The organism is Paenibacillus peoriae (assembly GCF_022531965.1).
Classification (GTDB): domain Bacteria; phylum Bacillota; class Bacilli; order Paenibacillales; family Paenibacillaceae; genus Paenibacillus; species Paenibacillus polymyxa_D.
The window spans coordinates 4,674,643-4,696,846 of the sequence record NZ_CP092831.1 but is presented as its reverse complement, the minus strand read 5'-3'; the positions used below and the strand labels follow the sequence as shown (position 1 = coordinate 4,696,846).

General features: G+C 46.2%; 25 protein-coding genes and 1 riboswitch. Of the genes, 15 read left to right on the top strand and 10 right to left on the bottom strand.

Annotation, left to right across the window (positions count from 1 at the left end; translation table 11 throughout):
- Positions 1–23: 23 nt before the first annotated feature.
- The 5 genes from MLD56_RS20765 to MLD56_RS20745 all read left to right on the top strand — a co-directional run bounded on the left by MLD56_RS20765 (position 24) and on the right by MLD56_RS20745 (position 4,661).
- A complete protein-coding gene (locus tag MLD56_RS20765) occupies positions 24–749 on the top strand; it encodes a Cthe_2314 family HEPN domain-containing protein (protein WP_029518219.1) in 726 nt (241 codons plus the stop codon).
- Between the two features lie 125 nt (positions 750–874).
- Positions 875–1,014, top strand: a riboswitch (SAM riboswitch).
- A 136-nt stretch (positions 1,015–1,150) separates the two neighbouring features.
- Entirely contained in the window at positions 1,151–2,173 is a 1,023-nt protein-coding gene (locus tag MLD56_RS20760; RefSeq protein WP_241113418.1) for a methionine ABC transporter ATP-binding protein, read from the top strand.
- Positions 2,170–2,838 carry a methionine ABC transporter permease gene (locus MLD56_RS20755; protein ID WP_025723588.1) on the top strand — a complete coding sequence of 223 codons (669 nt, stop codon included), beginning with the start codon at positions 2,170–2,172 and terminating at the stop codon, positions 2,836–2,838. Before MLD56_RS20760 ends, MLD56_RS20755 begins: the two co-directional genes overlap by 4 nt.
- Positions 2,839–2,911: 73 nt before the next feature.
- On the top strand, positions 2,912–3,754 hold the full coding sequence (locus tag MLD56_RS20750) for a MetQ/NlpA family ABC transporter substrate-binding protein (RefSeq protein ID WP_029518221.1): 843 nt from the start codon (positions 2,912–2,914) through the stop codon (positions 3,752–3,754).
- A gap of 142 nt (positions 3,755–3,896) precedes the next feature.
- Positions 3,897–4,661 carry an SDR family oxidoreductase gene (locus MLD56_RS20745; protein WP_029518222.1) on the top strand — a complete coding sequence of 255 codons (765 nt, stop codon included), beginning with the start codon at positions 3,897–3,899 and terminating at the stop codon, positions 4,659–4,661.
- Between the two features lie 92 nt (positions 4,662–4,753).
- Here the strand turns inward: MLD56_RS20745 and MLD56_RS20740 are convergent, their stop codons facing one another.
- Positions 4,754–4,999 carry a NifU family protein gene (locus MLD56_RS20740; RefSeq protein WP_013311836.1) on the bottom strand — a complete coding sequence of 82 codons (246 nt, stop codon included), beginning with the start codon at positions 4,997–4,999 and terminating at the stop codon, positions 4,754–4,756.
- 87 nt (positions 5,000–5,086) lie between these two features.
- Here MLD56_RS20740 and MLD56_RS20735 point away from each other — a divergent pair, with 87 nt between their 5' ends.
- Positions 5,087–5,344, top strand: coding sequence for a YuzB family protein (locus MLD56_RS20735; RefSeq protein WP_029518223.1), 258 nt, complete (start codon positions 5,087–5,089; stop codon positions 5,342–5,344).
- Between the two features lie 84 nt (positions 5,345–5,428).
- Here the strand turns inward: MLD56_RS20735 and MLD56_RS20730 are convergent, their stop codons facing one another.
- Both MLD56_RS20730 and mqnE read right to left on the bottom strand, forming a co-directional pair.
- Entirely contained in the window at positions 5,429–6,496 is a 1,068-nt protein-coding gene (locus tag MLD56_RS20730) for an NAD(P)/FAD-dependent oxidoreductase (RefSeq protein WP_029518224.1), read from the bottom strand.
- Between the two features lie 204 nt (positions 6,497–6,700).
- The gene (gene mqnE, locus MLD56_RS20725) at positions 6,701–7,807 is read right to left on the bottom strand and encodes an aminofutalosine synthase MqnE (RefSeq protein WP_029518225.1); all 1,107 of its coding nucleotides are present in this window, start codon (positions 7,805–7,807) and stop codon (positions 6,701–6,703) included.
- A 371-nt stretch (positions 7,808–8,178) separates the two neighbouring features.
- Between mqnE and MLD56_RS20720 the strand changes: the two genes are divergently transcribed.
- Positions 8,179–8,538 carry a HesB/IscA family protein gene (locus MLD56_RS20720; protein ID WP_013311832.1) on the top strand — a complete coding sequence of 120 codons (360 nt, stop codon included), beginning with the start codon at positions 8,179–8,181 and terminating at the stop codon, positions 8,536–8,538.
- A gap of 149 nt (positions 8,539–8,687) precedes the next feature.
- Here the strand turns inward: MLD56_RS20720 and MLD56_RS20715 are convergent, their stop codons facing one another.
- Complete coding sequence (locus MLD56_RS20715) at positions 8,688–8,888, bottom strand: hypothetical protein (protein ID WP_029518226.1); 201 nt, start codon at positions 8,886–8,888, stop codon at positions 8,688–8,690.
- Positions 8,889–9,149: 261 nt separating this feature from the next.
- On the opposite strand from MLD56_RS20715, the gene MLD56_RS20710 reads away from it, so the two are divergent.
- The 3 genes from MLD56_RS20710 to MLD56_RS20700 all read left to right on the top strand — a co-directional run bounded on the left by MLD56_RS20710 (position 9,150) and on the right by MLD56_RS20700 (position 11,756).
- Positions 9,150–9,515, top strand: a complete 366-nt coding sequence (locus MLD56_RS20710) for a hypothetical protein (protein ID WP_029518227.1) — start codon at positions 9,150–9,152, stop codon at positions 9,513–9,515.
- Positions 9,516–9,609: 94 nt separating this feature from the next.
- The gene (locus tag MLD56_RS20705; protein ID WP_029518228.1) at positions 9,610–11,178 is read left to right on the top strand and encodes a sigma-70 family RNA polymerase sigma factor; all 1,569 of its coding nucleotides are present in this window, start codon (positions 9,610–9,612) and stop codon (positions 11,176–11,178) included.
- Between the two features lie 134 nt (positions 11,179–11,312).
- Positions 11,313–11,756, top strand: coding sequence for a ferritin-like domain-containing protein (locus MLD56_RS20700; protein ID WP_049817025.1), 444 nt, complete (start codon positions 11,313–11,315; stop codon positions 11,754–11,756).
- A gap of 75 nt (positions 11,757–11,831) precedes the next feature.
- On the opposite strand, the gene MLD56_RS20695 is transcribed toward MLD56_RS20700, so the two are convergent.
- Both MLD56_RS20695 and MLD56_RS20690 read right to left on the bottom strand, forming a co-directional pair.
- A complete protein-coding gene (locus MLD56_RS20695; RefSeq protein ID WP_342626745.1) occupies positions 11,832–12,248 on the bottom strand; it encodes a DUF421 domain-containing protein in 417 nt (138 codons plus the stop codon).
- Positions 12,249–12,460: 212 nt separating this feature from the next.
- The gene (locus MLD56_RS20690; RefSeq protein ID WP_029518230.1) at positions 12,461–13,339 is read right to left on the bottom strand and encodes a LysR family transcriptional regulator; all 879 of its coding nucleotides are present in this window, start codon (positions 13,337–13,339) and stop codon (positions 12,461–12,463) included.
- Positions 13,340–13,488: 149 nt separating this feature from the next.
- On the opposite strand from MLD56_RS20690, the gene MLD56_RS20685 reads away from it, so the two are divergent.
- The 4 genes from MLD56_RS20685 (at position 13,489) to MLD56_RS20670 (ending at position 16,147) form a co-directional block, all read left to right on the top strand.
- Positions 13,489–14,418, top strand: coding sequence for a DMT family transporter (locus tag MLD56_RS20685; protein WP_029518231.1), 930 nt, complete (start codon positions 13,489–13,491; stop codon positions 14,416–14,418).
- Between the two features lie 84 nt (positions 14,419–14,502).
- Positions 14,503–15,117 carry a hypothetical protein gene (locus tag MLD56_RS20680; RefSeq protein WP_029518232.1) on the top strand — a complete coding sequence of 205 codons (615 nt, stop codon included), beginning with the start codon at positions 14,503–14,505 and terminating at the stop codon, positions 15,115–15,117.
- Positions 15,118–15,222: 105 nt separating this feature from the next.
- On the top strand, positions 15,223–15,513 hold the full coding sequence (locus tag MLD56_RS20675) for a hypothetical protein (protein WP_029518233.1): 291 nt from the start codon (positions 15,223–15,225) through the stop codon (positions 15,511–15,513).
- Positions 15,514–15,826: 313 nt separating this feature from the next.
- On the top strand, positions 15,827–16,147 hold the full coding sequence (locus MLD56_RS20670) for a hypothetical protein (protein WP_023990165.1): 321 nt from the start codon (positions 15,827–15,829) through the stop codon (positions 16,145–16,147).
- 156 nt (positions 16,148–16,303) lie between these two features.
- On the opposite strand, the gene MLD56_RS20665 is transcribed toward MLD56_RS20670, so the two are convergent.
- The 3 genes from MLD56_RS20665 to MLD56_RS20655 all read right to left on the bottom strand — a co-directional run bounded on the left by MLD56_RS20665 (position 16,304) and on the right by MLD56_RS20655 (position 18,270).
- The gene (locus MLD56_RS20665) at positions 16,304–17,161 is read right to left on the bottom strand and encodes a 1,4-dihydroxy-6-naphtoate synthase (RefSeq protein ID WP_029518234.1); all 858 of its coding nucleotides are present in this window, start codon (positions 17,159–17,161) and stop codon (positions 16,304–16,306) included.
- Entirely contained in the window at positions 17,162–17,824 is a 663-nt protein-coding gene (locus MLD56_RS20660; protein ID WP_165148513.1) for a futalosine hydrolase, read from the bottom strand.
- A 200-nt stretch (positions 17,825–18,024) separates the two neighbouring features.
- Positions 18,025–18,270 carry a hypothetical protein gene (locus MLD56_RS20655; RefSeq protein WP_029518236.1) on the bottom strand — a complete coding sequence of 82 codons (246 nt, stop codon included), beginning with the start codon at positions 18,268–18,270 and terminating at the stop codon, positions 18,025–18,027.
- A gap of 307 nt (positions 18,271–18,577) precedes the next feature.
- Here MLD56_RS20655 and ppk1 point away from each other — a divergent pair, with 307 nt between their 5' ends.
- Entirely contained in the window at positions 18,578–20,686 is a 2,109-nt protein-coding gene (ppk1, locus tag MLD56_RS20650; protein ID WP_029518237.1) for a polyphosphate kinase 1, read from the top strand.
- Here the strand turns inward: ppk1 and MLD56_RS20645 are convergent.
- Positions 20,646–22,181 carry a Ppx/GppA phosphatase family protein gene (locus MLD56_RS20645; protein ID WP_029518238.1) on the bottom strand — a complete coding sequence of 512 codons (1,536 nt, stop codon included), beginning with the start codon at positions 22,179–22,181 and terminating at the stop codon, positions 20,646–20,648. The two genes, ppk1 and MLD56_RS20645, sit on opposite strands and share 41 nt — an antisense overlap.
- Between the last annotated feature and the right edge of the window lie 23 nt (positions 22,182–22,204).

Genomic DNA, 22,204 nt, shown 5'->3' with positions numbered 1-22,204 from the left:
TATATTTATAAGGAGGCGTAAGCATGATACGCAAGCTACTGGGTGAGCCGCCGCGTGTGAACAAGGGCATCCTGCTAGATGCCATGAATAGCATGTCAGATATGTTGAACCTGCTGGAACGGCAAATTCAGGCTGGTGGAGATCCGACCCACGATTTTCGGAAGGCGGATATTTTGACACGCGGTCTAATGTCATCTCTGGATGAACTGGAGCAGAGCCATCATGCTGCCGCCTTTTTCCGTATGAAAGTGAAAGCCGGATATGCTGAAGATATGAGTGAGGATGAAAAATCCGACTATGCATTGTATGTTTTCTTTTATAAAGATGGGTTTGTGAGGGTATTTTCCATTCTGGATAAGCTGGGCAACTGGCTGAATGATCTGTATGATTTAAAAACAGGACAGTATAAGGCGCATTATTCGTATTTTACCGTGTTGCGGCAGCTCAAGTATCTCAAAATGCATCCTGTATTGACCGATAATTTATATGATATCAAGGATACATACAACGATGCGATCAATCGGCTGCGTAAGCGGCGAAATACGGAGATACACTATATGAATACAGAAATGCAGGATGATCTCTGGCAACGACACCGAGCTTTGTATGGAAAAATCCAACTGGAGGACCTTGATCACCATTTGGAAGATTTGCAGCAGGGCTTGGAAATGGTGTGTCGGTCGTTGTCAATCGCCTTTACTTATACTGCGAAACAATGGAAGAACCGGGCAGTACGCCCAAAAATATGATAGAAAATATCCTTTGACAAAGCAATGTAAACTATCTATACTGAAACCTAGTTTCAGAAAAATGCTTGAATTATGTTTTTTTATATAAACTTAACGGACAGCTAAAGCTGGAGTTTAACATATTTTTCTTATCCAGAGAGGTGGAGGGACTGGCCCGATGAAGCCCGGCAACCCGTTTTTTCCCGGTGTAATACACTGGGAGGGAACATGATGGTGCTAATTCCTACAAAACCGCTAGAGTTATAGCGATTTTGGCAGATGAGAAAAGGATCGCAAGGTGGGGCCCTTTTCATTCTGTGAAAGGGGCTCTTTTTTGTATAAATAAATAGCGATTTTATACAATCCTGAGAGATGACAACTGGTAAAAAGGGTAAGGAAGAAGTGAAGGGGGTCGCAGCACGTTGATAGAGCTTAAGCAGTTAACCAAGCATTATGGCAAAGGCAACCGACGCGTAAATGCGCTGTCTGGGTTGAATCTTTCTATAAAGCGTGGAGAAATATTCGGAGTGATTGGTCACTCCGGGGCAGGGAAAAGTACATTGATCCGCTGTATTAATTTATTGGAACGCCCTACTTCAGGTGAAGTATGGGTAGACGGGGTAAACCTCACTACTGTGAGTCAATCCCAGTTACAAATGCAGCGCCGAAAAATCGGAATGATTTTTCAGCATTTTAATTTGTTGTCTTCGGCGACGGTATATGACAATATTGCATTTCCGTTGCGGCTGGTAAACACGCCCAAGCAGAAGTTGGACCAGAAGGTCCGTGAACTGCTGGAACTGGTGGGTCTCGAAGAGCACAGTGGAAAATATCCGTCACAGCTCTCAGGTGGACAGAAACAGCGGGTAGGAATTGCGCGGGCGTTGGCTAGTGATCCTCATGTATTGCTGTGTGACGAAGCGACTTCTGCGCTTGATCCGCAGACGACGGGGTCTATCCTGAAATTGCTGCTGGATATTAATCAGCGATTTAATTTAACCATCGTGCTGATTACACATGAAATGCATGTCATTCAAAGCATCTGTGATAAAGTTGGCGTCATTCATCAGGGTGACATCGTGGAGCAAGGTCCGGTGGCGGAAGTATTTTTGAAGCCACAGCACCAGGTAACCAAGGACTTTATCCAGCGGGAGTCAGAACATCCCGAGGAGTTGCAAGCAGCGATTGTGGCAGCAGGTGAGGGCGAGTCGGCACAGGTGGTGCGTATCTCCTTTTTGGGCAGCAAAACATATGATGCGATTCTGTCGCGTACGGCTCGAAGCACTGGGGTTGATTTTGCGATCTTGCAGGGAACCATATCTACGATTAAAAATGTACCCTATGGTCAGCTAATCGTTCGTTTTGAAGGAAATCATGAGGATATAGAGCATACGCTGCGCGAAGTGTCTGGGCAAGGACTTGATGTGGAGGTGATCGGACAATGAGCGAACTTGATTTTTCACAAGTGAGTTGGGAAGAGCTAGGGAATTCTACGCTGGAAACCCTTCAGATGCTCGGTGCATCCGCATTGTTCACCCTCATTATTGGTTTGCCGCTCGGCATATTATTGTTTCTGGCGAGCCGCTCCTCGTTGACTCTGATGAAGGTGATATACATTGTATTATCATTCATCGTTAACATTTTACGTTCCGTGCCATTTATCATTTTGATCGTTGCACTTATTCCTTTTACACGATCGCTGGTAGGTACCTCGACCGGGGTGTTGGGAACCATCCCACCATTGGTTATCGGGGCTGCCCCATTCTTCGCACGTCTTGTCGAAACGTCTCTGCGTGAAGTGGACAAGGGTGTCATTGAAGCCGCACAAGCAATGGGGGCCTCGACAGGACAAATTATCCGGCGTGTGCTGTTACGTGAGGCACTTCCGGGACTGCTAGCCGCATTAACCATTACCGTCGTTACACTCGTATCCTACACGGCAATGTCCGGGATGATCGGGGGCGGTGGACTGGGTACACTGGCTATCAACTACGGCTATTATCGTTATGAAACGGCTGTAATGATCGTTGCGGTCGTGCTGATGGTCGTATTGGTTCAATTGCTGCAAATGGCGGGAGACCGTCTCGTGCGGCATTATACTCGAAAATAGGGAAAACATATAGATATCCTTATTGATCAGGACGTCTGCTCCTGAATATTACAAATTATTGGAGGGGTAATACATGAAGAAATGGGTATTGGCTGTATTAAGCTTGACATTAATTGCGGTGCTGGCTGCTTGCGGCACAAAGAGCACAACATCGGATACAAACAATGCGGCCGAAAATACAGGCGGATCACCACGTGAAGTGGAGCTGAAAGTTGGAGCTTCTCCTGTGCCGCATGCGGAAATTTTGGAAGCAATCAAACCTCAGTTGGAAAAGGAAGGGGTTCGTCTTCAAGTCGTTCAGTTTAACGACTATGTACAGCCGAACGTTCAATTGTTTGACAAGCAGTTGGATGCTAACTTCTATCAACATGTACCTTACTTGAATGTTATGAACAAAGAGCGCAAAATGAATTTGGTTTCTGTGGGCGCGGTTCACCTGGAGCCTTTCGGCATCTACTCCCAAAAATATAAAAAGCTTGATGAACTCCCAGATGGCGCAACGGTAGCCATTCCGAACGATGCAACAAACGGAGGCCGTGCATTGTTGTTGTTGGAAAAACAAGGTCTGATCAAGCTGAAAGACGCAAGCAACATTGAAGCTACCGTAAAAGATATTACTGAAAATAAGAAAAACCTGAAATTCAAGGAGCTGGAAGCGGCTATGCTGCCACGTCAGTTGCCTGAAGTGGACATTGCGTTGATCAACACGAACTACGCTCTGGAAGCTAAGCTGAACCCGACGAAAGATGCACTGGCACTGGAAGATAAAGATTCTCCATATGCTAACGTTCTGGTAGCTCGTCCTGATAATAAAGATTCTGAAGCGATTCAGAAGCTGCTTAAAGCTTTGCAATCCCCAGAAACTAAAAAATTCATTGAAGATAAATACCAAGGCGCAATTATCCCGGCATTTTAAGTAGGGAACGAGAACACATTGCACGCAAACCCCAGATTCTCTTGAACAAGAGGACTGGGGTTTCTTTTGGATAGAGTTGTAGGGGAAGCTTAAATATTTTATACTTGGGGGTGACCGTTCTCTGTGAACAGGAGGAAAATTGTTGAGAGATAAAGTCGCATTCATAACGGGTAGTGCCAAAGGTTTAGGTAAAACGACCGCTCTGCGTCTGGCGAATGAAGGCTGTAATATTGCGCTGAATTATGTGCATAGCCAAGCAGAAGCCGAAGCGCTTAAGCGGGTGATTGAGTCTAAGGGAGTACGCTGCCTGTCTTTACAAGGGGATATCACTGTTCAGAAAGATATCACGAGGCTGATTGGTGAAGTCCAGGATCGGCTAGGCGGAGTCGATATTATGGTGAACAATGCTGGACCGTTCATCCGGGAACGCCGCCTGTTTGCGGATTACAGTGTAGCTGAGATTCATACCATGATACAAGGGAATCTGGTCGGTACCATGTTGCTGGATCATTTGGTATTGCCTCACATGCGTAGCCAGCAATGGGGACGTATTATTCATTTTGGCTTTGGTCATGCTGGAGAAGCGAGGGCTTGGCCGCATCGCGCCGTCTACGCAGCCGCCAAGGTGGGGCTGGTGTCTTTTACGAAGTCACTGGCTGTGGAGGAGGCTCCTTATGGCATCACGGTCAATATGATCTGTCCAGGGGATATTCGAGGAGCAAATAAGGAAATGTCAATCGCCGATGTCATCGGCATGCAGGATAAAGAGACACCGCGTGGGCGTCCGGGGAGCGGAGAGGACATTGCGCGAGTGATCGCCTATTTGTGTGAGGAGCATTCGGATTTTATAACAGGCAATATTATGGATGTATCGGGAGGATTGGACCCCATTCGGCCAACCATATAAGCTTGAGTGATCTCTCAGACGCTGTAACACAAAAAAGAGTCTTGAGCTTCGTTACCGAAGTCAAGACTCTCATGATCATTATGCATCAAGCATTAAAATACTTGTACCACTTCTTGGACGCCGTCGACTTCTTCGAGAAGAGCGCGTTCAATCCCTGCTTTCAGCGTGATTGTGGAACTTGGGCAACTGCCGCAAGCGCCTACCAGCTTCAGCTTAACGATGCCGTCTTCAACGTCAACCAGCTCAACGTCGCCGCCATCGCGTTGCAGGAACGGACGGAGCTTATCCAGTACATCTGCTACTTCATCATACATTTGAACGCTTTGTGTTTCGCTCATTAGAATTCAACTCCTTTCCTATACCTTTATTATTATATTACAAAGCGGGCCAAATTAAAATGCCCGTCATCCAAAGCAGGTGAAAAAATGTTAAGACCTATTATTGAGTTTTGCACCAGTAATATGCATTGGGGCACTGATGAAATCATGTCCAAGCTGGAACAGAATCCAGATTATGATGTGATTGAATACGGCTGCCTAAGTAATTGCGGTCAGTGTAACGCGGAACCCTATGCGATGGTCAATGGTGAGATTGTATCCGCAGATTCAGCAGAGCTTCTGTACGAAGTGATTATGAACAAAATTAAGGAAGCTGAAGCATGGGATAACATAGACTTGGATTGAAATATAATGCTCTGTTAGCCCATACACGCAATATACAAAGAAGACCTGCTTTGGGAGCGGGTCTTCTTTGTTTGTTTAGCATGATCAGCCAAAATGGCGTTTGGACTTCCAAAGCACACCGCTTTTAAGCAGGCGTGGTACACGGCCGCGCAATGAAGTGCTGCCCATAAAGCCATAGCCGAACCCGGCCTTCTTGCCAAGTGCGCCTAATGTACCGCGCAGCTTTAAAGGATGCGGGTGAGGCGTTTGACCTTTCCATAGATCACGTACAATATGTGCGATTTGTTCCCCTTGCACCTCTGCCGCCTGAGCGCTTGGAGAGTAGGGAAGGCTGGCACAGTCTCCGACCACATATACCTCTGGATGATCTGGTATTTGGTAGTAATCGTTGAGCACGATGCGACCCTGAGGGTCTTTAGGGACGGCTAAATCCTGCACAATTTTTACCGGCTGAATCCCGGCCGTCCATACCACTGCATCCGTTACAATTTGCTCGTCACGGTTATAAATAGCCCCCGGCTCAATACGAGAAACCGCAACATGGTTCAGGGCATTAACCTGATGTTCCTTGAACCAAGCATGTACATAGGCAGACAAACGTTGCGGGAATGCTGACAGCACCCGCTCGCCCCGATCCATAATGGTAATATTCAAATCCGTACGGCTTTCACGTAACTCCGCTGCAATCTCAACACCGCTAAGACCGCCGCCTACAATATGGACATGTCCATATGGCTTGATTTCGTTCAAGCGCAGATAGGTTTGGCGGGTATGGTTAAACGACTGGATCGTACAGCTGTGTTCTTCAGCCCCCGGTGTATTGTGAAAGCGGTCGGTACAACCCAACGCAATGACAAGCTGATCATAGGGCAAGGGTTCACCGTCTTGAAAATGGACCATTTTATTCTCCAGATCCATCGAGGTGACCTCTCCGTATTTGCGAATAAGACGTTGCTCATCTGGAAAATGCACCCGCAAATCAAAATCAGAAACCGTACCTGCTGCGAGGGCATAGTACTCTGTTTTCAAGCCCTGAAAGGGCATTCGATCCACTAAAATAACTTGAACATCGTCGGGAATGTGTTTATCCAGCAATTCTTTGGCAATGGTAAGGCCGCCATAGCCGCCCCCCAGAATAACGAAATTTTTCATCAAAATCCGCCTTCCTTTCGCTACCGTGTCCCCGGCAAATGGTCTGGTGTCTCGTCGATCTAACACAAGTTTTTGTTGTTATAAAACCCGAGAATCGGGCCTGCCTGTGGCAGACAGACCAGCGTATTCCGGGGCAGCATGATGCTGCATGATGTGAGTAATGGGGATGATATGCTCGCGGGAAATCTGAATCCGATATTACATTTATTCGAAAACTTCGATTTCGTTATAGAAGGTGTCTCGTTCTACAGGTATGCGTCCTGCACCTTTGACCAGCCAGATCAGCTCTTTACGGGTCAATCCGGCAGGGGTCAACGCACCTGCGGCATGGCTGATCTGCTCGCGCACAATCGTGCCATGGACGTCTGATGCGCCAAAGGTGAGAGCGACCTGCGTCAATTGCGGGCCAATATTAATGAAGTAAGCTTTGACATGGTCGATATTGTCCAGCATCAGGCGGCTGATCGCAATGGTTTTGAGATCTTCGTAAGCGGAGTTACGACGCATAATGTTGGCGTTTTTGCTTTTCGGCTGCATGGACAGTGGAATAAATACCATAAATCCGTTCGTTTCGTCCTGCAATTCGCGAATTTGCAGCATATGTTCAATACGATCCTGATACGATTCGACCGAACCGTACAGCATAGTCGTATGAGTTTTCATGCCGAGATTGTGGGCCGTGCGATGTACTTCGAGATAGCGGTCCACGTTGGCTTTCGTAACACGCATCTTCTTGCGATATTCGTCGGACAAGATTTCTGCGCCACCACCAGTCAGGGATTGAAGTCCAGCCTTTTGCAGCTCCTCAAGCACTTCTTTAATACTCAAGCCGCTTATGCGTGTGAAAAAGTCAATTTCCGCTGCTGTGTAGGCTTTCAGTGTAACGTGGGGATATTTTTCATTCAGCGCCTTCAATGAGTCTACATAGTATTGGAAAGGCACATGATTATTATGACCACCGACGATATGAAATTCTCTTACCCCCGGATGGATGTGTTGCTCTACATAATCAATCATTTCCTGCCCGGACAACGTATAAGAGCCGTCCTCCCCCTGATCCTTGCGGAAATTGCAGAACGCGCAGCGCGCTTCGCATACATTGGTGAAGTACAGGCTCATGTTTTCGATAAAATAAACCTTTTTTCCGTTCTTGCGTAAATTAGCTTCGTTAGCCAACTGACCCAGTGTGAGGATATCGTCAGTTTCATACAAATATATACCATCTTCGAGGTTCAAACGAATCCCGTTCTGTACCTTTTCTACAATTTCCGCCATTCTGCGGTCTGTAAAAGGTGTAACTAATGTGGACATGCCTATTCCTCCTTCAAGTTGCTCTGTGCGAGGCTGTCCGCCAAATCAGCGGCACAAGCGCTTGATGCGCACAGGATGTCCCGTTCCGTCGGTAAAATCCGGCAGCGCGGATATACGATATGTGAAAAATGTTACAATGCCAGGCTACAATGATGAATATCTCAAAATATCGCCTTTGAAATGACAAATTTCCGACAGTTTCTTTTACACACTCTTCACCTATTATAAACCTCACACCACCGGTGTTCAATACAAACGAATAGAAAAACAGGTCTTGAAGCCTGTAAGGGAAGGACATTCCATGACTTGAGCACCTGCAAATAGTGGAGTATACTGAAGGAGAACATGAAGTAAAAGAGGAGGATGGAGCTATGATTAACATCACCGATTCCGCTGCTGAGCGTTTGAAGGATATGCTGGAGCAGCAGGAAACGCCGAATATGTTTTTACGTCTGGGTGTTACGCCAGGTGGTTGCACCGGATTCTCGTATGCAATGGGCTTTGACGACAACGAGACGGATCAGGATATATATATGAACGTACAGGATATGAAGATTGTAGTGGAAAAGGAAAGCATCCGCTACCTGGACGGTCTGGAAATCGACTTTGAAGAGTCTGGAATGTCAGGCGGCTTCACGATTCATAACCCGAATGCCGTAGCTACATGCGGCTGCGGTTCAAGCTTCCGTACAGCTACAGATGCCGGGAAACCGAACGAAGAGCCTTGTTAAGGTAGTTTAAAAGGGTACAATGAAATGAATTGTCTGCAAACCTGCATGATGGGGTGTTAACAATTCGAAAATGTAAATCAAGACCTCCAGAACGGTATAGTCACGTACTATATTCGTCCTGGAGGTCTTTTTTAATATGTAGAGATTACTTACTTAGGATCATTATCACTACGTGTGGATTGGACAAATTTACTCAGGGCATTAAAAAAGGCAAATGCAACTGTAAAAAGCAAAAGAGCTACGGGTTTAATTTCAATCTTAGAAAAAACACTATATAAAACTAAAAATGCAAAAAAGAGTACTGAGCTATTTACGTTTTGTTTTGTATAAATAGATTTTATAAAATTCATTGTATCACTCTCCAATTTGATTATAAGAATTCAAAACATATAGTATAAGTACCTCATTAACAAAATAGAAGTTAACTTGGTATATATACCATATTGCGAATGTATTCAATGAACGACTTCTTATACATAAATTACAGTATTGCATACAAACATTCAGGACTTATCAAATAAAAAATTCACATTATTTTAATTAGAGTTTTACTTCACTAGAATTTCAGTATAGGAACTTACAATTTAAATTCTGAGGGAGTGAAAGAATATATGAACAATCCAGTTAGTTTAAAAAGGGCTACCATGACATATGGACCTGATGATGATCCTCATATGTATGAATTATTTGAGGGAGTTCTGTATGATCGTAGTTATTTCTTTTATCTTGAACATGGGATACTGTGTCTGCGACATGTAAGAAAGGTAGAACAACCGGACCATCCACATCTTTATGTGGATGGGGAAAGTGGGGGCCTCCAACTAGCGAAGAATGTACAGCGTGGGATTATGGAAGTCGTTACAGAACTGATCGAGCGTTTGCGTAGTAAGGATGGATTGACGTTTTTACTGGACGAACTGCTATGGCTACATGGTCGAAGTCATATTGAACTTAACCTCGTAAAAAATAAAGGATGATATATTTCTGTTGAGAAACTAGCTGATTTGTAACCTTCCTCCACGGAGTTGGCACTTAAGACTAAGAACACGAGAGAAAAGAGGCTAGGGATGTATGAAGGAGTGGGTTGAAAAGGCACGGCAGGGGGATGAAGAAGCGTTCGGGCAGCTAATGCTGCATTTTCGCGGGATGGCCTATGCGGTGTCCTATGACATGCTGAAGGATGTTCATCTCGCGGAAGATGCCGTGCAGGATGCGCTCATAGAAGCTTATCAGAATCTGGAGAAGCTGCAGAACGCGTCCGCTTTTCCAGGCTGGTTCAAGACCATTGTCGTAAGACAGTGCCAGCGGATGCTGCGGCGCAAGCATCATTCGATGCTTCCTCTGGATGAGGCTATGCAGATATCGGGAGGAGTACCGGGTGTAGCAGAAATTGCGGAGCGTAGGGAGGAGAGCCAATTTCTGCAACAATCGGTGAAGGCACTGTCTGCCAAGCTGCGCGTGCCTCTGCGGCTGTTTTATTTTTACGGCTATTCTCTTCAGGAAATTTCCGATTATCTGGGCACTCCGGTCCCGACGCTTAAGAAGCGGTTGCACGATGCTCGCCGAAAGCTGAAAGGTACACTCCCGGTAGCTGATCTCGTTTCTGTGTTCAATCATTTGTATGAGGGAGGGCAAAACATGCTGCATATTGTTAACGGTGATGTTGTAGGCGAGATGTTGAAGCAGGGTGTTGTACAGGGTGATGTGCTTGTATGGAGAGAGGTATATCCGGCAGGACCGTTAAATCCAGCGGGGGCGGAAGAACGGGCATTGCGGGCCAGGGTCCTAGAAGAATCGATGGGTATTCCGACCAGCGAATATATTATGGGTTGTGAGGAACAGGAGCAGAAACTTCGTGAGTTTATTAAGTATGATGAAGTCGTATTGTGGTTTGAGCATGACCTGTTTGATCAGAGCATGCTCGCCTATCTGCTCCACTGGTTCAAAAGACAGAAACTGGGCCGCACGAAGCTGAGCTTGCTCTGCATTGGGGAGTTTCCGGGAATCGAACGCTTTCATGGCTTGGGACAGCTCACTCCGGCACAGCTTCAGACATTATCTGGGACCTGGCGGACTATTGGGCGGCAAGAAATGGAACTCGGAAGCGAGCTTTGGAAGGCGTATGCTTCTCCTGATCCTGTTCAAATGGCTAATCTGCTGGAAGACAAGAAGGCAGAATTGGCAGCATCCGGCCTGCCTTTTGCCTATGAAGCTTTCACAGCGCATCTCAAGCGGCTGCCCTCGGAGCAGAATGGTCTTGGCATTGTGGAACAGACCACGCTTCAGGCCGTTCATAATGAAGTGAATACGGCATTGGAATTGTTTCGTCAGGTAACTGACGTTCTGCATGTGCTTGGCATGGGTGATCTCGAATACTGGAAATTTATTCGTGCTTTGGCGCAAGGCGAACATCCTTTGCTGATCATTGACGGGATTGAGGCGGGCTTGGATTTCAGACAAATTCCGGATTTTCTGAACCGAAAGGTAATTCTGACAGAGTTGGGTAAAGAGGTACTGAATGGATCAGCGGACCGCATTGCAGTTCAAGGGATCGATGAGTGGTTTGGGGGGCTGCATCTCCATGGACATGAGGTTTCTTGGCGCTGGGATGATGTAGCTGGAGGTTTGATCCGACATTGAAGGATAGCTATCATCAGTATATTCTCCTAATGTTAGGAACCGACATGGGCAGATGCGCATATACTTTCTAAAAACTAACATTAGGAGGAATAAACTTGTATCAAGTACCTTCTTACTGGGGAAATTCATACTATATGCGGGCCGATTTTGTACCGATCTGGAACACAGGATTTCCGAAAGCAGTACAAATGATAAAGGAAGCGGTACAAGGGGAGCGTAACGATGAGTTGTTCTACGATGAATTGATCAATTTGGCACCCTCACAAGAGCAGGTGGCTATTATTGAAAGCATCCGTAATGATGAGCGCGGTCACAATAAAATGTTCAGAGAGATGTATCGGGCTTTGACAGGACAGGAAATTGCAGGCATCAGTAGTGAGCAATATGAGAGGGTGCAATCTTATACAGAAGGTCTACAGCGCGCCTTGATGGGAGAGTTGGGTGCGGTGGAACGATATCGCAACATCTGGTTTGGTTTGCCTGCCGGTATCTATAAGGACACGGTGTACGGTATCATTTTGGATGAGCTTAAGCACGCTGCCAAATACAATTATCTGATTACGTTGAACCTCAAGTAATTTTTTGACCCAAAGTCAATACTATTCTACATCAATGGGTTGCTGGATTTTATCCTTATATTCATCCAGATAGAGCTAGCCGTTGCTGACTTTAACGGCATAGAATACGTCCTCTAACTTTTTGTCGCGGGCCTTCAGTTGAGACAGCAGCCATGATTCGGGAATATGATTGGAGTTTAAATTGCCATGCAAAAGCTGTCCGTCGATTACAAGCTCAATTGGGAACTGTGTGGCATTACCTGCATTCAACTGCAGGTCTTTTAATGTCACGGCTTGCAGTTCCTTTTTCTTTTGAACAGATAGTTTTCCGTTAATCTCAAGGAGGGCGTACTGCACTTCTTCTATATTAAAAATTTCTTTCTGGCGAAGTTGTTGGTTTAAAGAATCCAATGTCATATTATTTTTTTTTAGGTTATCTTCGAGAATGAACCCTCCTTCTATGAGAACGGTGGGTGCTCCCTCTGTCCACATCTTAAAGTTTCTGAATTTCAAAAAAAACTTGGATAAAACATAAGAAGTAATTGTAAAAACAGACAGGGCTATTAATAGGTGGACAACTTCTATTTTTTGGTTAAATGCAAAATTAGCAATTAATGTATTATATGTGATGTATAAGCTTATAGGTTAGAAATTTAGCTATTTGGTCGAATGATTTGATTTCTCTGCATATGAATAGACCTCCTTATGTTCATAATCCAATGCTTCTACTGCTTCATATCCGTAAACAGCTCCTGCGCAGTACGCACAAATAACTGTACAGCCAGAGAAGCATTGTGCAGGGATGGTACAGCGATACCGATTTGACGTGTGATCAGAGGTGAAGTCTCCTTGACGGTCAGATCATGGGGGAACGTGGACAAGGCGAGTGAAGAAACAATGCCCATACCCAGTCCTTGTCGAACCATGCTGACCAAGGTGCTGACATTGTGAGTAATGAATTGTGCCTGCAACTGACTTTGTTCGCGTTCAAAACCTTCCATAATGGCGACCTCATGTCCACCTTTACAAAAGATCATATCCTGCTCATTCAAGTCACGGATGGCAATTTTATTGTGCGATTGTAGAGGGTGACCGTCTGGCAGGAGAATAACCATGTCATCCTGACATAATGGGATGATATCTACCTGAGGGTCTGGTAACAGGATGATACCGACTTCGATTTCTCTGGTATGCACCCACTCCTTGACTTCATTCGTGGAGCCTTCATGTAGATCGAAAACAAGGTTCGGATAATGCTGACGAATATGATGAATAATCGGGGGCAGAAAATAGGCTGAGGCAGAAGGAAAGGCACCGATCGTGATCGTGCCCACGTCTAGACCTTTTTCAGCAGCCACCTGCTGCTGTACCTTTTCCATGCTTTGCAGCATCATACGGAATTGCAGCAGTACCTTGTGCCCGATATTTGTCAGCAGCACTCCTTTTTTTCGGTCGCGCAGCAATAGCTGGACACCCAGCTCGTTTTCGATGCTGGCGATGGCATGGCTGACCGCGGGCTGCGTCATATGCAGCTCATGGGCAGTTTGGGTGAAGTTTAGCGTTTCAGCTACACGAACGAAGATCATAATCTGAGTAATGGTCATAAGTGAAAAGTTATCTCCCTTATTGAAAACATTCATTTTATTTATTAGTGACCACAGTATACGCTAGTAAAGCAAAACTTTGCAAACGGCTATTCAGATTTTAGTCGGTAGCAATGAGCGATGAAAAATCTAAGGGAGAGAAGACATCTATGAAAAAATTAACACCTAAAGCTACGTTGTGGCTTGTCTTGATATTAGTGATGGTATGGGGGATCAACTGGCCGTTGACCAAGCTGGCTTTGCCAGATACGCCGCCGATATTTTTTTCAGGAATCCGTACCCTGCTGGGTGGTGTGATTCTGCTATTGTTCGCTATACGTCACCGGGAAACCTTGCGTTTTAGACAGAATGCGTGGACTTATCTTGTGCTGTCCATATTTAATATTGCAGGCTACTATGGCTTGCAGACGGTAGGGCTGCGTTATTTGCCTGCTGGGTTATTTTCCACTTTAGTATTCCTTCAGCCGATCCTGTTGGGATTATTCTCCTGGATGTGGTTAGGGGAGCGCATGTTTCCCCTGAAGGTCATTGGACTGGTACTGGGTTTTGGCGGGGTGATCGTGATTAGCTCTGGTGGAATGGCAGGGCATTTATCGGTACTGGGTATTGTGTTGGGGCTAGCTTCAGGATTGTGCTGGGCGCTCGGAACGATTTATATGAAGAAAAAAAGTCAGCAACTGGACTCCATTTGGGCGGTGACGATGCAGCTCATTTTGGGAGGGATTATACTCAATGGGATTGGATTTACGACCGAGAAATGGAGCGATATTCACTGGACGACCTCCTTTATCGCAATTCTATTGTTTATTTCGATATTCGTGATTGCGATGGGCTGGATAATTTATTTTAAACTGATCGACAATGGAGATGCAGGAACCGTCGGCTCATATACGTTTATGATTCCGGTGTTGTCCACAGTCTTTAGTATGGTAATGCTCAAGGAATCGCTTACTTTGACGTTTGTTGTGGGGCTGGTGCTGATTGCAGGCAGTGTGTATCTGGTAAATACAGCATCTCCTAGAAAACGAAAGAACCGAAACTCCAGGGCTGATGAAACGAATTCCTGTACAAATGCATAGAAATATGGAATTAGGAAAAATATACTAGATTATCAGAGAAGGGAATAGTAAAATATGACTATATAAGTAGAGAGGAAGTTTGGTATGGGAGAATTAAGCAGTCATGCTCAGTCTGTGGAGCCGCAAGCACATTCTGTTCGTAAGCTCGCAGTTGTAGCAACAGTCATTTCAGGAGTAGCTGTACTAGGATGTATAGCCTTGGCGGTGTGGAATTATAATCTGAATACGAAGGTCAATACTTTAACTAGTGCGAACGCTTCACTAAATAAAACAACACAAGCGTTAACGAAGCAACACAACGATACAGAGGCGCTACTGGGACGAGTTAGATTAACAGCTAACCTGTCAGGCATAACGCATATGTTAGAGCAGACATCTGTCGTTACCGATGATTTTGTATTGGAAAAAGTGACTTTTGATGTAACAGAGGATGGCACGTTGAAGGGTGTGCTACTGAATGTGAACAATCAACCTAATCTTGGTTTTGGCGGTGCTTATCAAGGTTATGGTAAATATAATATGTCCTCAGCTGTATTGACGAAGAAGGCGGAGGAAGTCATAAACATAGCTATGAAAGAGTACGGTACATCTGACAAGCTTCCGGTATGGGATAAGAATACGAGGGTGGAAATGACGGTTCAAAATTATCCGCTTGGGAAGCGGGAAGGCGGCACTTTTAAACTCACCGGTCAGCAATAGGGGGAACCTAATGTATTGATTTTTATGATTTTTTTTACGCAAGGTTTTGTAGAGGGTCTGAGAGAAGGGTATAATGAGCATTATTAGGTCAGGGAGGTAACAGCATTGAGCGTCATTATTTCACAGCAAATCTCGGCAACGGGCGTGAAGGAATATACGAAGGTGATGAAAACATTTGATTCTCCGTTTACACCTTTAGTTGGACAGAAGATCAGAGACACGGCATTTGGCGATATGCAATATTACGATGTCGAGGACGTATTTATTGATCTAGCGGAGAATGAATATTGGGTTATTCTACCTGCCGTTTTGCTGCATTCTGATGATATTGAGGATATACGAGACGCTGTGCGTGAGTATCGTTCACATGGTTGGGAATGTACGAAACCTCTGTAAATGCATACCACTTAGGCATCTATACGGAAACGTCTTTCTTTTGCGAGATAGGCGTTTTTTTGTGTATTTGTGTAGGGGATATTCCTAATGATTGGCATGAAAAGAAAGAATTTATGCTGAAAATGCGCAAATTTTATCATTTTTTATCATAAAACGACAAGTTGGGAAATGAAAACGGCCTTAATGTGTTATACTTAGTATATCAAAGGACAAGAGTCTAAAACGACCGGTAAGGCCCTTTCTTTGAAGAGCCTCTGAAAGGTTCAACGTTTATCCAAAATAAATGGTCAAAAGGAAAAGGGGAAATGCTAACGTGAGAGTGAATTTGAAATTTACCAACAAAGGGCAAGTTGCAGTTGAGAAGTTCAACAATGAGGAGCTTATCGAAATCTTTACCCGCTACATTAAAACGTTAAGCAAGAAGTATGATATCTCGGTTACCGTACCGGAGGATCTGAATGAGCAGATCTTGGAGGAGGGTACCGTGAAGGTCGTGTTGGATAAGATTAATTGTGACATGGACGCTTTTTTCAAGGAGCTGAGCCGGGATATCAAGGTGCCGCTGGTCAAAAGATTGGGTACCAAACTGGATAACGTATTTAAGACCGAGGTTGTGGAGCAGGAACAGAACTAAGTATAGGGATCAAGCGAGTCGAATGAAGATTCGCCATATGAAATGATAAAACCTCCCGAATGGGGCGCATGGCTAGGTCATGTGCTCGTTCGGGAGGTTTTATATGTTTAAACTACTCTATTCAGTAGGAAAACATGCAAGGCATGTCTCTCCCTTTTAACGTATTGTTGTGGATGTAGGGCGCAGTTGGGCTAAATCAAACGAAGGTACCAGCCCTTCCTGCGCGGCACGACCGAGCAAAGCTTCGATGGCGGCATATCCACTGTCGCCCAGATTGGCGGTAAAATCGTTAACGTACAGGTCGATATGCGATTGGGCGACATCAGGTGAAAGCTCCTGCGCATGAGACAATACATATTCACGCGAAGCTTCGGGATGCTGCCAAGCGTATTCGACAGAGGCGCGTATCCAGTTTGTGATCGCATCTAGATCCAGCGTACGGCGGGCAATAATAGCTCCGAGCGGGATCGGCAGTCCTGTATCTTCTTCCCACCAGTTCCCCAGATCGACTTGCTTACTAAGCCCGTAGGACGGATACGTGAACCGTGCTTCATGAATAACTAGTCCGGCATCTATCTTCCCGTCACGGACAGCAGGCATAATTTGGTCGAACGGCATCACGACGATCTCGCCGACACCCCCAGGCACATGCTTGGCCGCCCACAGGCGGAACAGCAGATAGGCAGTGGAACGTTCACTCGGAACGGCTACACGCTTGCCGGACAGGGCTTCCGGGCCTTTGACGGTGGAACCTTCCTTGGTCAGCACGAGTGGCCCACAACCCCGGCCCAGTGCGCCCCCACAAGGCAGCAGGGCATATTCATCCAGTACCCAAGGGAGTGCAGCATACGAAATTTTCATGATATCCAGTCCGTCTGGTGTGATCGCCAGATTGTTGGTGATGTCGATATCGGCGAATGTAATGTCCAGCGCGGGTGCGCCCGGAATCAAACCATGCGCCAGGGCATGGAAGACAAAAGTGTCGTTGGGACAAGGTGAAAAAGCAATTTGCATCTATATAACCTCCGTTAATGTAGAAAATGCGGCTTCCAATGCTTGCAAAGCCTCTTTGATTCGCCAGGCTGCACGGTCACGTGGACCGACAGCATTGGAAATCGTGCGGATTTCCATCGTCGGCAGTTCTAGCCTATTTGCCGCCACGGCCACGCCGTAGCCTTCCATCGCTTCGGCAGCAGCTCCAGGAACGCGTTTGGCCAGCCGTTCCGCTGTTGCCGCCGTACCGGTGGCCGTAGAGACGGTCAGGATCGGCCCCGCGACAGCCGTCTGTCCGGCGGCACGCAACGTCTGAACCAATCGCTGCGCGGTGGCAACGTTCACGGCAATTTTGCTTGAGCCGAACCCTAGCTCGTCCACGCTGCTGAAGCCCTCTGCCGTCTCGGCCCCCAGGTCGGCGGCAATGATCGCGTCAGCAACAACGACGCTCTCCAATGCAGCGACCTCCGCGAAGCCGCCACCAATTCCGGCGCTGATGACCAGACGGTAGTCACCAGCCGCCGCCAGTGCTAGCGCGGTTGAAGCCGCCGCGGACGGTGCGCCCACGCCAGCTAGCTCGACCACAAAACGGGTGTCGCCTTTCAGGCCCCGCAGTACAGCTTCCCGTTCGCCTTCAACCGCGGTCATAACCAGGATGCGCTCATCTGATGTTGTATGCTCCATCGGTTGATTCCCCTTTAAATTTAGGTAATATGCTCCCTTATCATACTGCTTTTCGAAACGATGTTCAAAAAAGGTCGACAAAAAAAGCGCTCTGAGGCGCTTTTTGAAAAACTGCAAGATTCAGCAGATATGAAAATCGGTAGTTGTAAACATAAAGCAATTCTAATCTGGAAGAACAGCGCAGGCATAGCATATAATAATTATATCGGCTGATCCTTTGTGATTAGCTGAAACATGGTAATATTGCGGTCATAATGGCTTGGGGTTCCATCTTGATTGCGCACCCGAATCATCTCGCTACTGAATAACTCGATATATCCACAGCCAATCTCACAGTATACACCTGTAGGGTCCTCTTGCCAGACCGTAACGAGGTGTTGAGACAGCGCTGCGGTGAAAAATTCGATGTTTTTTTGCAGTACGCGTGGCGTTTTCTTGGGTTCCATAACGTAAATCCTCCCTATATCATGCCATTTGAAAATCAGCAATTGAATGTGGCTTCTAAGTGGTTACTACACATCATAACGAACATAAACAACTGAAAAAGAAACGGTTCTTCAATCTACTCTATGAAACAGACGTAAACACTGTACCGCTTAATGCTATTTTTGTAAAGCATCCGAATGACCTTTTCAAATATCCAGTTTGTGTTTACACACATTTTACATTGCGTTTACACTACTGTGATGCTAGTGCGTTTCATCTAATAGTACAATAAAGGGTAACTATACTGCATGAATTGATGGAGGCCATATGTTGATAGAGAGTCAGAATAAGGATAAAGCCGGGTCAGAACGTTACTTTAACCGAGATTTAAGCTGGATTGAATTTAATCGCCGTGTGCTTCAGGAAGCTCAGGATGCAGATACACCGTTGCTGGAGAGAGCCAAATTTTTGGCGATTGTATCTAGCAATTTGGATGAGTTTATGGCTGTTCGTGTTGCAGAGACGCGCGAGAAAATCAAGGCGGGTTTTATGCAAAAGGATTTTACGGGATATACCCCCTCCGGTTTGTACAAACGCCTGATCAAGCGTACTGTCTCGATGGTATCGGAACAATACCGGACCTATCGTGATATTTCTCGCCTCTTGACGAAAAAAGGTCTTTTACTGCTCGAATATGAAGACTTAAATACGACACAGCGCAAGTCGCTGGATGCATATTTTCATGAAATTATATTTCCGGTGCTCACGCCGATGGCGGTCGATCAGAGCCGTCCTTTTCCACTCGTTCACAATAAATACGTATATTTAGCGGTCGTTTTGAGACGTCCGGGGGATACGGAGGAGGATAAACCGCTTTTTGCCATTGTGCAGGTGCCTTCGAATATTCCACGTGTGGTTACAGTGCCGTTACGTTCCAATAGCAAGAAGAAATCATTTATTTTAATTGAGGAACTGATCAAGCATCATATCCAAACGCTGTTCACTGGGTATATCCCAGAGGCCGTTCATGCTTTTCGTGTGACACGTAACTCCGATTTATCCATTAATGAAGAAGAAATCGAAGATTTGCTCGAAGAGATTGAAAAAGAGCTGCGTCGAAGACGACGGGGCGCGCCAGTAAGACTGGAAGTAGAAAAAGGGATTCATCCCTATGCCCTGATGGAGCTTCAACGCGAATTCAAGCTGTTCGACCATGTTTTTGAGGTGGACGGGCCGTTGGATCTGACATTTTTATCGTCTTTTGCCGATCATTTGGAAGGGTATTCGCATTTGAAATTCCCGGCAATCAAACCACTGTATCCGGAAGAACTGCCCCCGCAGGAGGATATTTTCAACGTACTTCGCAAACGGGACGTGCTCGTGTATCATCCGTATGAATCATTCGATGCGGTAACTGATTTTATCATTGAGGCATCAGAGGACCCGGATGTGATGGCAATCAAAATGACCCTGTACCGTGTCAACGGGGAATCGAAGCTGATTCCGGCATTGGCACGTGCGGCCGAATCGGGCAAGCAGGTAACAGTGGTGGTGGAGCTGAAAGCCCGTTTTGACGAGGAACGTAATATTGCCTGGGCGCGTACGCTTGAAAAAGCAGGCTGTCACGTAGTGTATGGGTTGGTTGGCTTGAAGACGCACGCCAAAATCATTCTTGTCATACGCCATGAGCGCAACGCACTCAAACGATATGTGCATGTAGGTACAGGCAATTATAATGAAAGCACGGCGCGTGTGTATACGGATATCGGATTGTTTACGTCGGATCCAGTACTTGGTGAGGATGCCTCCGAACTGTTTAATGAAATCACGGGATTCTCTGCGCTCAAGACTTTGCAAGCTTTTACGGTGGCTCCAACGGGAATGAAGAACAAGCTGTTTGAACTCATCCGTAGGGAAGCAGAGCAAGCATTGGCAGGTAAGCCCGCCCGGATTATTGCCAAGATCAACTCCTTATCCAATCAGGAGATGATCGATGAACTATATGCGGCTTCCCAAGCAGGTGTGAAGATTGATCTTATCATCAGAGGGGTCTGCTGTTTGCGTCCCGGTGTGGAAGGATTCAGCGAGAATATACGTGTCATCAGTATTGTAGACCGCTTTCTGGAGCATTCCAGATTGTTTTATTTTGAAAATGGAGGGAAATCCGAGTTATTTCTGTCCAGTGCGGATTGGATGACGCGCAATTTGACCCGCCGAATTGAACTGATGTGCCCGATTTATGATGACGGGATCAAAGAAATGCTGGCAGATATTCTGCATTTATCGTTAAGGGATAATGTGAAGGCGCGCCAGCTTTTGCCTAATGGCAGCTATCAATTTGTGTCCAGAAACGACAAAGAGGCTCCCATCAGGAGCCAATCTGAAGCGATGAAGGTTAGAAATTGGAAGAAGGTAGAATGGACCACGACAATGTGAGGTTCCACGCCTTTTGGAAATCTTTCGCAACGGATTCTAGTTCTCGTTGTTCTAATATGGGTTCACTCTTGCTTTCCAAACGAAGATGCATTGCGTCATCCCCTGTAGTAGGATTGATGCTGGTAATCATTCCGGACTCACTCCGATCCATGCCAATCGCGAGCTGGAGCAGCGAGCCGAGCCGATGTACACGTTCCTCGTCGGAAGGCTCCAAAATATCCGCATGTGTGCGTAGCAAACGGGGGGTCCGGTTCTTGGGATGGTAATCCGCGATCAACGCGGCTAGTACCGTTTCCCTATGGGATAGACCGCCAATGCCTGCATGTAAGATCCAGAACACGGAATTCTGGCGAAAATGATAGTAATTCAAGGCAGCTCCCGTTTTGTAAAGAGTTGCTGCGGTCAGTAACAAACGTTTGTCCATAGCAGCTGAGGTTCCGCTAGCTAATGTGTCATAGAGCCGGACGGCGTACTCGTTAACCCGCTTGACATGCGCTTCGCTAACCGGGACAGCAAACGAAAGGATATTGCGAATGGATGTGATAAGCGGATTAGCTACCACGGGCTGTTCAGCGTTGACCAGCTCATGAAATAGGCCGTCTCGCAGACCCGCTCCACTGACCAGATACGCGGAGCCTTGAGCAGCTTCAAATATCGTTTTCAATATAATAAGACCCGGTACAATGATGTCGGCTCTGTCCTTGGACAGGCCGGCTGTTTTTTTGCGTTTTTCATAGGGAAGATGGGGCAGACTGCCATAGAAGTAATCGACATCTTCTATCGTCATTTCGTAATGGTGCGTCACAGGAAGTGAGTAATCCTGCCGCTTCTGATTGATTTTAGCCAAAGTACGCAGGGTCCCACCTAGCCCGATGAATGGCAGATCCGGATTGGAGAAGATCCAATCATGATTTTGCAGTGAAGAACGGACAAAGCTCTCCATTTCCTCAATCTGCTGAGGAGACCATTCGCCATTCTTGACCTCACGTCCAAAGCGCCAGTTCATATTGACGGCGCCAAAGGGAAATGACACCGTATGCAGTCGCTTTCGATCGCGGAACAGCGTAATTTCGGTACTGCCACCCCCGATGTCAATGATGATTCCATCACTCACATTCATAGTGTTCACTACACCCAGAAAACCGGCATAGCCTTCTTGCTCTCCGCTCAGTATTTCCAGTGTTAAATTTGTCTCCTCCGCAATCCATTGGACGATTTCGTCCGAATTCGTGGCATTGCGGATGGCTGCTGTTGCTGCTGCACGCATACGGACAACCCCGTGCATATGGCATACCGCCATAAATTGGCGCAACAATGGAGCGATGCTTCGAATCGCCTCCCGTTCCATACGGCCGTTGGCCCCAACCTTTTCGCTCAGTCGGGCAGCTTCTTTGCATTCCTGCACAATGCGATAGGCTCCTGTCTCTGTCATTTCATAGATCACCAGACGTATGGAGTTTGAGCCAATGTCCATGATGCCAATTTTGCTATTCATGAGTTGACCTCCTTGTTGAAAAA